The organism is Mesorhizobium sp. EU05-FHT14A09 (genome assembly GCF_058790995.1).
On record NZ_JBYTDF010000010.1, the window covers coordinates 191875 to 203534 of the forward strand.

Below are 11660 nucleotides of genomic sequence, written 5' to 3' on the forward strand. Positions count from 1 at the left end.
GCATTCGGGTTGCGCCCTTTAGAGCAAGGACGAAATCAATCCTGTGCGGCGGACGAATGCGACTGGGCGGAAGGCTGGCGGCAGCCATCGAAGTTTTGGAGGACATCAATCGTCGGCACCGTCCGGCGGCGGATGCCTTGCGCGACTGGGGATTGTCGCACCGGTTTGCCGGTGGCGGCGATCGCGCGGCGATCGGCAACATCGTCTACGACGCCCTGCGCCGCAGGCGCAGCGCCGGCTGGCTTTTCGATGACGAGACGCCGCGCGCCGTCGGCTTCGGCGCGCTGCTGCTGGAGTGGGGGCAGACGGCGCAGTCGCTGAATGCCGCGTTGGAAGGCGACAAGTTTGCACCGGCCCTGCTGAGCGATGCCGAGCTGGCGACCGTCGGTTCGCGCAAACTCGCTGACGCCCCGGACGAAGTGCGGGCCGATAGCCCCGACTGGTGCGTGCCCTTGCTGAAGGAAGCCTTCGGTGAGGCATGGGTGGAGGAAGGGGCCGCACTTGCTGCCCGCCCGCCGCTCGACCTGCGCACCAACACCTTGCAGGCCGATCGCGCCAAGGTGCTGGCGGAACTCGCCGAGACCGGGGCCGAACCGGCGCGCCTCGCCACCCTGGGCATCCGTATCGCGCCGATCGCTGGCGACGGCCGCCATCCGAACGTTCAGGCCGAACCGGCTTTCCAGAAGGGCTGGTTCGAGGTGCAGGACGAGGGGTCGCAGATCGCCGCTGAACTCGCCGACGCACAACCCGGCATGCAGGTGCTCGACTATTGCGCCGGTGCAGGCGGCAAGTCGCTGGCCTTGTCGGCGGCGATGCAGAACAAGGGCCAGGTCTTCGCGCATGACGCTGAAAAGCAGCGTCTGGCGCCGATCTTCGACCGTATGCGCCGCTCCGAAAACCGCAACATCCAGGTTGTTGCGCGCGAGCAGGAACTGGCGCCGCTGACCGGTCACATGGATATCGTGCTGGTCGATGCACCCTGCACCGGTTCCGGCACATGGCGGCGTCGGCCCGATGCCAAATGGCGGCTGACCAGCCGTCAGCTGGATACGCGCAAGGGTGAACAGTCTGCCATCCTCGACGTGGCCAAGGGCTTCGTGAAACCCGGCGGCCTGCTCGTCTACATCACCTGCTCGGTTTTCCCGGATGAAAACGGCGAGCAGGTGTCTGCCTTCCTGGCGCGTCACAAAGGCTTCGCGCCGGTTGACCATGCGGCGCTGTGGCATGCCCGTTTCCCCGGCCATGACGCTGCGGCCCGCCTCGGCCCGCAATTCGGCATCTCGCTGTCGCCGGCGTTGAGTGGCACCGACGGCTTCTATTTCTGCGCCCTGCGCAAGGTTGCGTGATCGACTGGCCTATGCTGCAATGCAGCATGGACATTGCCTGCGTGCGCGCTCTGCGGTAAGCCGGCTACAGCATGATCCCGAAAAAGTTGCAGACTTTTCGGAAAAGATCATGCGATAGGCCCACAGCATGATCCCGAAAAAGTTGCAGGCTTTTCGGAAAAGATCATGCGATAGGCTCACAGCATGATCCCGAAAAAGTTGCAGACTTTTCGGAAAAGATCATGCGATAGGCTCACAGCATGATCCCGAAAAGTTGCAGACTTTTTGGGCTATGGGCGGATCGCAATCCGCCGACACCTTTTGGGGAGCGCCATGGCAGCCAAGATCGTACCGGCCCCGAATTACGAAGAACGCGTCAGGACTTCGTTCTCGCGCCAGCAGGCCATGGCCACCATCGGTGCGGAACTGACGCTGGTGACGCCGGGCATCATCGAGATCGAGATGCCTTATTCGGCAGCGCTTACTCAACAGCACGGCTTCCTGCACGCAGGCGTGATCTCGACGGCGCTGGATTCGGCCTGTGGTTATGCCGCCTATTCGCTGATGCCGGAAAATTCCGGCGTGCTGACCATCGAATTCAAGGTCAACCTCCTGGCGCCGGGCAAGGGCGAACGCTTCCTGTTCCGCGGTTCGGTCACCAAGCCCGGTCGTACCATCATCGTCGCCGACGGCCAGGCCTATGCCTTTGCCGCCGATGGTGAGGCCAAGCTGATTGCCACCATGACCGGCACCATGATGACGGTGACCGGTCGCGAAGGCATCGAAGGTTGAGCAGCCGGCTCGCGAAGCGAATTCCTCATGCCGTTGCGGATCTTTTGATTTCCAAGGGCTGCGAACCCGGAAATGGACTGTGGAAGACGCCGTCCGGATCAAGCTGCCGGCGCAGGGTGTCGAGGCGTTTCAGGGCCGAGGGTGAGTAACAACGGCCGACGGCAGTCAGCCGCGCTTCCAGGTCGAATTCGTTGATGTAGGCGCCGGTCGCGACTGTCGCCATCTCGTCGTAGAAGTTGTGCAGCCAGGCTGCATTGACGGCGTCGTCCGCGGCCAGATCCCATTGCGCATAGGTCGAGATGAAATACCGGCCTGAAATCGAGTAGGCGGCATCCGGCAGTGTGTGTTGTCCACGCCAGACGATGAGTGGAAGGCTGGCCGCGGAAGGCGAGGCCGGCGCATGGCGCATGATGATCTCTACCGCTCTGCCCAGCTCATCCGTGAGGATGTTGTCGGTGCGAAAGCGTTTCGACACCAGAATGGTTTCGGTCTGCTCCAGGATTTCGCTGAACCTGGTCGCCTGGTCCTCGACGCGCAACAGCGCTGTCGACAGGATCGGCAGCCTGGCCAGGGCCGACTGCATCCGACGTGCCGCATAGGCATCGTCAGCGAAGGCAATGGCGGTTACCGCCGCGAGACGGCCGTGATCCTCGGCGGAGCAGTGTTTCGCCAGTTCCGGCGGTGCGGAAATCACCGCCAGCATGACCTGTAGCCGGCGGTCGAGGCTGGGAGCGATTTCGTCCAGAGCTTTGGCCAGAACAGGCAGCTCGCTGAAACGAAGCAGGTAGTTGTTGCTCGTTATCGCCCCTGGGTGGTCGTAACATTGCAGGTGGAAACGGGTGACGACGAAGGGTAGTCCGGGGCCGCCGCCGCGCAGCGCCCAGAACAGATCGGCGTTCTCACCGGCGCTGACATGGTGCTGGGTGCCGTCGGCTGTCACGACGTCCGCTGCCAGTATGTTGAAAGTGCTCATCCCGCCCCAGGCGGCGCAGTTGACGCCGAGACCGCCGCCCAGGAGAAATCCGCCGATCCCTACGGGCGCGCCGTGGCCGACAGGGAAGGCCAAACCCTCGTGTTCGAGCAGCGCGCTGATCTGACCGCTGGTTGCGCCCGGGCCGACGCTCAGCCTGCGTTCCGCCCGATCGATCGTCACATTGTTCAACCGCGACACATCGAGCAGCAGACCGTCGTCGCACATGAAAATCGCGCTGTAGCTATGGCCCGTGCCGCGGGTGCTCACCGGAAGATTGTAACGCTGTGCGAAATCGATGGCGGTTGCGACCTCCTCAGCCGAATTTGCGATGACGATCAGGAAGGGGAAGATGTCGGGTGGGCGCCCGTTCCAGACCAGCGCACGCCGACGCGCCTCATACTCGGGTGCCAGACGGCTGCAGACGTCTCCGGTGATGGCCCGGGTAAGCTGCTCGACCTGTTCGGTGGTCAGGTTCCTGCGCAGCCGGCTCATGTCTTTTGACCCGTAACGACGCTGTAGTAGCCGAAAGTCGGGACGATCTGGATGTCACGGAAGCCGGCTTCTTCAAGGAAGTCGTGAACTTCAGCGCCGGAATACTGCTCTCCTTCGCCCCAGCCCAGCATGACCATGCTCATTGCCGCGGCCGGGAAGGGACCTGTTTTGCCAGCGTCGTCATAGAGAAATTCATGGACGACGATCTGGCCGCCCGGATCGAGGCCGTCAAAGCTCTTCTTGCTCAGCAGCCGGCATTTTTCCGGCGCCCAGCCATGATAGACGTGGGAATAGAAATGCAGGTCGGCTGGTGGGAAGGGATCGACCCACATGTCTCCGACATGAACGTCGACGCGATCGGCGAGGTCGTATCGGTCAATGAATTCCTCGGCCACAGGGCATACGGTTGCGAGGTCGAACACCGTGGCGTGCAGTTCCGGCGCGATCTTTGCCGCGACGAGTGCATGCGCGCCCGATCCTCCGCCGACATCAAGCATTCTGCGGTAGGGGCTTAGGTCTAGTTTGCGTGTCCAGCCGAGTGCCGACGACTGGCTGATCGAGTGCATGGCGCGTGTAAACTGCCGGGTTCGTTCGGCGTCCTCGCGATGTGCCTCGTAGATGTCGTCCACTCCGTAAGCCCGCGGGGCGCCGCTCGTGATCGACGTCGTCAGGGCCCCGAAGGAAAAGACCTCGTGATTGTCGATCAGCAGATCCCAATAGTGCCCGAAATAATTCGGACTGTTTTCCAGCAGGTAGTCCTCGGACAGTGGCGTTAGACGAAAACGGCCTTCGTCGAGTTCAAGGAATCCCTGGGTTGTTGCAATGCTGACGAGGATCTGTGCGGCGCGGCGTTGCAGTTTCAGGCCTTCACACAATTTGGCCAGGGTCGGCTGATTGTCGGCGACAAACCGGAACAGATCGAGGCGGTGCGCGATGAACAGCGCCGGGAAACCATAGATGCCGAAGATGGCATCCCACAAAGCACGATCATCCGTACGCGGTTCACTCGTTATGGCTGGCGATTGGTTGAGCATGACGATCCTCTCCGTTTGCGCTGGCAGTGCCGGCCCGACGTTTCATTGCAAGGATACGATTGACGAGCTCGCGGCGGCCGCGATGTTGCGAGGGTACATGGAGCCGGGGCGGGAATTGACGATGGCGTGCAGCGCCAGCGGGCGCAGACCGAGGCGTTCCTTGACGCGGACATTCAACCGTCCCGCCTCGACCCGGCAATAGCCGTTCTGGAGGGCGTATCGATACACTTCGGCGAAAGTGACCGTGTAGGGACTGAACTCGCCAGGCGTGTAGGTCATCCCGCACAGCCAGTAGTGCAGCACATCACGCTCGAGCAGCAGCACGCAGGTACCCAGCCGCTGTGACCCGGAATAGACCGAGACAAGGCGCGCCAGTCCGCCACAGATATCGACGAAGCGTGCGAGTGCGGCAGCGGGAAGGTAGTCGGGGGTGCCGTTGCGGGCGGTCGTGTCGTGGCACAGGGTCCCGAATTCCTGCAGATTGTCGAACGGGGGTTCCTCGAAAACGAGCCTTGCGTCGCTCTGCCCGAATTTGCGCAACTGGCGCCGCATCTCGTAACGCCCATCCTTGGGCAGGTGCCTGTCGATCAGGTCTTCGAGGTCGGTGACCGGGGACAGGTCGATCCAGTAACGGTCGACCATGTGGCTGACTTCGAGTCCGAGCATGTTCGCCATGGCAAGCACGCGGGGGTCCGCGACATTCATGATCGCGAAATGTGAGACATCCACTTCGGCGGCGAGCTGAGCCAGCCGCGCGACAAGGGCGTGGTAGACCGGCATGATCGGTTCGCGCGCCAGGATCCTTGTATCCGAGCAATGCATGACATGGCTGAACAGCCCCATCTGCTGCGGCTGGAAGCGGACCGAAGTGCTTTTTGCGAGCAGGCCGAACGGATCGACCACCCGGGCAGACTGCAGGTAGGTCGGCAGCACACCGAGGAGGCGGCCACCATTGCGGGCGACCAGATACCAGCACCGCTCGTAAGGCAGCAGTGGAGCGCGCTCGGCGGCTTGCAAAAAGCGGCGATCGTAGAAGGCCGGTGCCCCACAGTCGCGATGCAAGGCCTCATAGGCTGCGCCGTCGATCTCGTCGATGGATGAGAGGACGTCTATGGCGATGTCGTTCATGGTCAGGCCTCGACCGTCAACTGGGCGGCGTTGGCGTCAGCCTTGTTGCCGAATCCGTGCTGCGACCAGGACAGAACGACCTTGCCGGAGGCGCCCGTACGCATGGCGGTGAAGCCATCCGCGAACCGCGCTGCCGGCAGGCGATGGGTGATCACCGGTCTGACGTTCAGCCCCTGCTCGAGCAGGGCCAACATCTTGCGCCAGGTTTCGAACATCTCGCGGCCATAGACGCCCTTGATCAGAAGGCTCTTCAGGACGACGCGGGTCCAGTCCACTTCGACCGGACGCGGCGTCAGACCGAGGAAGGCGATTTTTCCGCCAGTCGCCATCGCGTCGACGATCTGACCGAAGGCGGGAGGTGCGCCACTCATTTCGAGGCCGACAGCGAATCCGTCGCGCATACCGAGCCTGGACATGACATCCTGCAGGGTTTCCCGGCCGACATCGACGGGCATGACGTCGGTTACCCGGGCGGCGAGCGCCAGCCGTTCGGGATTGATGTCGGTGATGACGATGCGTCGTGCACCGGCCTGTCGCCCCACCGCCGCAGCCATGATGCCGATCGGTCCTGCGCCAGCGATGAGGACGTCTTCACCGACAATGTCGAAGGACAGCGCCGTGTGCACCGCATTGCCCAGAGGGTCGAGGATCGCACCCAGTTCGTCATCGATGCTATCGGGCAGGGGGATGGCGTTGAAGGCTGGCAGGGCAAGGAATTCGGCGAATGCGCCCGGCAATGTCACCCCGATCGACCTGGTGTCCGGGTCATGGTGCATGCGGCCCGCACGCGCTGCGAGGCTCTGCAGGCTGACGACATGTCCCTCGCCAGAGACACGCTGCCCCCGTCTCAGATTGCTGACGTTACGTCCGACCTCGACGATTTCGCCCGAATATTCGTGGCCTGTGATCGTTGGAACCGCGACGGTCCGTCGTGCCCAGTCATCCCACAGCCAGATGTGAAGATCGGTTCCGCAAATGCCGGTCTGATGGATGCGTATGAGGATGTCGTTCGGACCGATCTTCGGTTCGGGCACCTCGCGGAGCCAAAGGCCTTCACAAGACTCTGCCTTTACGAGCGCTTTCATATCGCCTCGCTTTCCGTGAGCCATTTGGCTCGCAGGTTCCAGAAGTGTGATCTTGAGAGAAGTGCACATTACTTTATGTATTTCTAATATACAATATATAAAAAATATGTATTTGTCATTTTTAGCAAACTGCACAAAAAACAAAGACTTCACTGGTTAATTTTTGATATTGAAACGATGTTCCACCCAGTGGAAAAATTGTTTACAATAAAAACCACACAAATTTTGTTGATGGCTTCGCTTCATTCGCCTTGTCCATACATGTACTTGCTTTCGTGAAGCCGGCACGAAATCCCCCTGTTCTCAAATATTTTTCTGTTCAGATCATTTCGGACGCGAAGTGTATGCAACGATTGCCGCTGCGGCCGTAGATCCGGGCGAATCCAGTGGACTGTATTGGGCGCAACCGCTTGGGGCAGCGCAGCGGCAACTCCGGAATGTTTGGTCGTGCAACTGACACGACCAGACGATAGGTAGGCTTGAATCTGTCATAAAGCCCGAGGTGTTTAGCCGATGAGCCCCAGTTCCGCAGACCTGCTTGTCGATATCGCTGACCGCAAGGTGCTCTTCGTCATGGCGGCGGATGCCGAATACGGCCCGCATTTGCAGCGCCTGTTCAAGCCGCTGATGATTGGTGTCGGTCCGGTTGAGGCAGGTGTGCGGCTGGGCGCCGAGCTCGCGCGCCTGCAGGTGGCCGGCCGGTTGCCCGACCTTGTCGTGTCGCTCGGTTCGGCCGGTTCGCGCCGGCTCGAGCAGACCGGCATCTACCAGGCGACCTCGGTGTCCTATCGTGACATGGATGCTTCCGCGCTCGGTTTCGAAAAGGGCGTCACGCCTTTCCTCGACCTGCCGGCCACCTTGCCGCTCGGCCACCGTATCGCCGGCATCGAAGGCGCTTCGCTTTCCACCGGTGCCGACATCGTTTCGGGTGCCGCCTACGATGCCGTCGCCGAAGACATGGTCGACATGGAGACCTTCGCGGTGCTGCGCGCCTGCCAGCTGTTCTCCCTGCCTTTGATCGCGCTGCGCGGCATTTCCGATGGTGCTGCCGAACTGAAGCATGTCGGCGACTGGACCGAATACCTCCACGTCATCGATGAAAAGCTGGCAACGGCGGTCGACCTGCTGGGCGCGTCAGTTTCCAACGGTACTTTGCGACTTTGACACCGTGACAATCCTCCCATTGCGTCGAATCGGTTCTTTCTTTAAACGCTCGCCATGACGACACATCCCCACACCGTTCTCATCATTGACTTCGGCAGCCAGGTCACGCAGCTGATCGCCCGGCGCTTGCGCGAAGCCGGCGTCTATTGCGAAATCGTGCCATTCCAGTCGGCCGACGAAGCCTTCCGGCGGATCAATCCCAAGGCAGTCATCCTGTCGGGCAGCCCGCATTCCACCGTCGACATCGGCAGCCCGCGCGCGCCGGAGGCGGTCTTCACGGCGGGTATCCCGGTGCTCGGCATCTGCTACGGCGAACAGACCATGTGCGCCCAGCTCGGCGGCAAGGTCGAAAGCGGCCACCACCGCGAATTCGGCCGTGCCTTCCTCGAGGTCGAACAGGACTGCGCGCTTTTCGATGACGTCTGGGCAAAGGGCACCCGCCATCAGGTGTGGATGAGCCACGGCGACCGCGTCACCGCCATCCCGCAGGGATTCAAGGTCGTCGGTACCTCGACCGGCGCACCGTTCGCGGCGATCGCCGATGAAGAGCGCAAGTTCTACGCCGTGCAGTTCCATCCTGAAGTGGTGCACACGCCGGACGGCGCCAAATTGCTGCGCAATTTCGTGCATAAGATCGCCGGCATCGAGGGCGACTGGACCATGAAGGCCTATCGCGAGCACGCCGTCGAGGCGATCCGCAAGCAGGTCGGCAAGGGCAAGGTGATCTGCGCGCTCTCTGGTGGTGTCGATTCCTCCGTCGCCGCGCTGTTGATCCACGAGGCGGTCGGCGACCAGCTCACCTGTATCCTGGTCGACCACGGCCTGATGCGCAAGAACGAGGCGGCCGACGTGGTCGCCATGTTCCGCGAGCATTACAACCTGCCGCTGATCCTGGTCGACGCCTCGGATCGTTTCATCTCCGCGCTAGAAGGCGAAAGCGACCCGGAAAAGAAGCGCAAGACCATCGGCCGCCTGTTCATCGAGGTGTTCGAGGAAGAGGCCAAGAAACTCGGCGGCGCCGAGTTTCTGGCGCAGGGCACGCTTTATCCCGACGTCATCGAGAGCGTGTCCTTCACCGGCGCCACCTCGTCGACCATCAAATCGCACCACAATGTCGGCGGCCTGCCCGAGCGCATGAACATGCAGCTTGTCGAGCCGTTGCGCGAACTGTTCAAGGATGAGGTGCGCGTGCTTGGCCGCGAGCTCGGCCTGCCCGACAGCTTCATCGGCCGTCATCCCTTCCCGGGACCGGGCCTTGCCATCCGCTGCCCGGGCGGCATCACCCGCGAGAAGCTGGAAATCCTGCGCGACGCCGATGCGATCTATCTCGACGAGATCCGCAAGGCCGGCCTTTATGACGCCATCTGGCAGGCCTTCGCAGTACTGCTGCCGGTGCAGACCGTCGGCGTCATGGGCGACGGCCGCACCTATGAATTCGTCTGCGCCCTGCGCGCCGTCACCTCGGTCGACGGCATGACCGCCGACTTCTACCACTACGACATGGAATTCCTTGGCCGCGCCGCCACCCGCATCATCAACGAGGTGCGCGGCATCAACCGTGTCGTCTACGACGTGACCAGCAAGCCGCCGGGCACGATCGAGTGGGAGTGAGGGGAAATGGCGGTAATCGGCGGCCTTGGCGTAGAATTTCGTAGAAAATACAATGATTTGCGGTGCCGGTAAGTTGCTGCCTCGGGCGCATCGTCGGGCGGAAATGACGATCATATTAAGTCATTGAAATAGTTAGATTTATTATGATGTCTGGCGCGACGCGTCACTTGTAGCGGGTCAATTTGACGGTACTTCTGACGGTGTTTTTCGTATTCAGCAGGGCATTCTAAAAAGTACCGTCATGTGTTTTTAGGATCTGACGGTACTTTTTTCGGGTCAACACGCTGAAGTATATGACGAAAATTGCCTGTCGCATGACGTTTCCGCACTGACGGTACTTTAGTTATCGACATACATAGTTCCGACTGTGACTGCGGACCGGTCGACGTTTCGGACCCGATCGCATGCCATCAGATGGCACCTTCGCATCACCTGTCAGATGTTGTCCCAACTGCTGCTGGATTTGCGATGGAGAGAAGCGTTGGCCGCATCCAAGCAGGAGCTTGAATCGCGGTGGATGCGAGCGTCTTTTTGTCATCGGCGGAAAGATGAAGTGCCGCGACCTGCGCAAGCTCGGCCGCGCGCGTCGGCCCAATATGACGAAGCGCCTGAACGACAGTCCCAGCCAAGCTGCCCGGAGCAATCAGATGCTTAGGAGAGGCGTGACGTAGATCGATTACGCGCCTGCCGAGTACGACACGGCGGGAGGGGCCATCGGTCAAATAGATGCTCTTTGCTACCACCTGCGTCGAGAGGCCAAGTTCGTTCGCCGCCCGTGCGCCAGCGATCTGGGCTCGGGAACCGCTCTCCCGCGCGAGTGCTTGCGCGACGTCATCGGGAGTGGGAGATAGATGGCCAAGCTTGGGGTGAAGCTTGGGGAAGTCGTACAGGCCCGGCACTAAGCGACGGAGTTTTCCGCTCTTCACGAGCCGGGAAAGAGCTTGATCGATCGCTGCCCGGCTGGCTAGGTTGAGGAAGTCGCTGGGAGTGAAGACACCTCCGCGCCCAGAGGCCCGGACCTGCTTCATGATCCGGTCAGGGGTCGACGCATTCGCTGTTTTCATTGTCAGATATTATTGTATTTTTTTCTGACGAAAAGCGAGCAAGAATGAGTGTTCTTGTATCAGCGAATTGCTTCGGCCGTTCATCGTGCGCTCGGGCCTGCGCCGCAAGAGCGTGCCTTCTTGGACGGCTCTGACGAGAATGATTTCCACCGAGGAGCGGGTGATGGTCCGATCTCTTTGGGAAGCGTCGATCCTCGCCATCCAAACCGGTCTACTTTGTCATCGAACATTTTTTCAACAAGGCGCGCCGCTCATCAAGTCGGGAGACACCATCAGGTTGAAAAAATGTCAGAAAACTGAGCATATTTCTGACAGAGGAATAGACATGCAACGCTTGACCGAACAGATTCTTGCGTACGCGGAGGGGCTGCCTGAAGGCACGCCCGTCGCGGCCAAGAGCTTGCTCCATCTCGGAAACCGGGCGGCGGTGGATCAGGCTCTGTCGCGCCTTGCCGAGCGGGGGCAACTGCTTCGGGCTGGACGGGGTGTGTACCTGCTGCCCGTTACGAGTCGCTTCGGTGCGAGGGCTCCGTCCGTGGAGCTAGCAGTGGAGGCGATCGCTGCCCAGCGCGGTGAGGTCATCGTCTCGAGCGGTGCGGCCGCCGCGAACCGTCTTGGGCTTACCACACAGGTGCCAGCCCGGTCAGTCTATATGACGTCGGGGCACTCCAGGAAGATGAGGCTTGGAGAGCAGATCGTCGAGCTTCGCCACGCGCCACGATGGCAACTCGCGCTGGCTCAGCGGCCCGTGGGCGAGGCGATACGGGCCTTGGCGTGGTTAGGCCCCGACAGAGCCGAGGCGGCCCTGCGGACCTTGAAGCGGAAGCTTCCGCCTGCTGCTTTCGACGAGTTGGTCGCAGCAGCGCCGCAGTTTCCGACATGGCTTGCGAGCAGTGTCGGAAAGGTCGCGCATGGCTGATGCTTTCCAACTCGCCGGGATCGAGTTCGCAGATGTCGTGCCTTTCGGCAACAAATTGACCGCCGCGCCGCTG

General features: G+C 61.3%; 10 protein-coding genes. 5 read left to right on the plus strand and 5 right to left on the minus strand.

The window, feature by feature from the left end; translation table 11 throughout:
* The first annotated feature begins 56 nt into the window (after positions 1-56).
* Positions 57-1346: an RsmB/NOP family class I SAM-dependent RNA methyltransferase gene (locus AC3WTO_RS26325; RefSeq protein ID WP_492463895.1), complete on the plus strand. Its 1290-nt coding sequence runs from the start codon at positions 57-59 to the stop codon at positions 1344-1346.
* A 312-nt stretch (positions 1347-1658) separates the two neighbouring features.
* The gene (locus AC3WTO_RS26330; protein WP_239364530.1) at positions 1659-2117 is read left to right on the plus strand and encodes a PaaI family thioesterase; all 459 of its coding nucleotides are present in this window, start codon (positions 1659-1661) and stop codon (positions 2115-2117) included.
* A 25-nt stretch (positions 2118-2142) separates the two neighbouring features.
* On the opposite strand, the gene AC3WTO_RS26335 is transcribed toward AC3WTO_RS26330, so the two are convergent.
* The 4 genes from AC3WTO_RS26335 to tdh are packed head-to-tail and all read right to left on the minus strand — an operon-like array spanning position 2143 to position 6829.
* Positions 2143-3582: an FAD-binding oxidoreductase gene (locus AC3WTO_RS26335; RefSeq protein ID WP_492463896.1), complete on the minus strand. Its 1440-nt coding sequence runs from the start codon at positions 3580-3582 to the stop codon at positions 2143-2145.
* Positions 3579-4616 (minus strand): methyltransferase, encoded by a 1038-nt coding sequence (locus tag AC3WTO_RS26340; RefSeq protein WP_492463897.1) that lies wholly within the window; start codon positions 4614-4616, stop codon positions 3579-3581. Before AC3WTO_RS26340 ends, AC3WTO_RS26335 begins: the two co-directional genes overlap by 4 nt.
* Positions 4617-4658: 42 nt before the next feature.
* On the minus strand, positions 4659-5744 hold the full coding sequence (locus tag AC3WTO_RS26345; RefSeq protein ID WP_492463898.1) for a GNAT family N-acetyltransferase: 1086 nt from the start codon (positions 5742-5744) through the stop codon (positions 4659-4661).
* Between the two features lie 2 nt (positions 5745-5746).
* Positions 5747-6829, minus strand: a complete 1083-nt coding sequence (tdh, locus tag AC3WTO_RS26350; protein WP_492463899.1) for an L-threonine 3-dehydrogenase — start codon at positions 6827-6829, stop codon at positions 5747-5749.
* A gap of 513 nt (positions 6830-7342) precedes the next feature.
* Here tdh and AC3WTO_RS26355 point away from each other — a divergent pair.
* Both AC3WTO_RS26355 and guaA read left to right on the plus strand, forming a co-directional pair.
* Positions 7343-7993, plus strand: a complete 651-nt coding sequence (locus AC3WTO_RS26355) for a 5'-methylthioadenosine/S-adenosylhomocysteine nucleosidase (protein ID WP_492463900.1) — start codon at positions 7343-7345, stop codon at positions 7991-7993.
* A 54-nt stretch (positions 7994-8047) separates the two neighbouring features.
* Positions 8048-9604 (plus strand): glutamine-hydrolyzing GMP synthase, encoded by a 1557-nt coding sequence (guaA, locus tag AC3WTO_RS26360; protein WP_492463901.1) that lies wholly within the window; start codon positions 8048-8050, stop codon positions 9602-9604.
* 428 nt (positions 9605-10032) lie between these two features.
* On the opposite strand, the gene AC3WTO_RS26365 is transcribed toward guaA, so the two are convergent.
* Positions 10033-10668, minus strand: a complete 636-nt coding sequence (locus AC3WTO_RS26365; protein WP_492463902.1) for a DUF6088 family protein — start codon at positions 10666-10668, stop codon at positions 10033-10035.
* Between the two features lie 325 nt (positions 10669-10993).
* On the opposite strand from AC3WTO_RS26365, the gene AC3WTO_RS26370 reads away from it, so the two are divergent.
* Positions 10994-11587 carry a DUF6088 family protein gene (locus AC3WTO_RS26370; protein ID WP_492463925.1) on the plus strand — a complete coding sequence of 198 codons (594 nt, stop codon included), beginning with the start codon at positions 10994-10996 and terminating at the stop codon, positions 11585-11587.
* Positions 11588-11660: the final 73 nt, after the last annotated feature.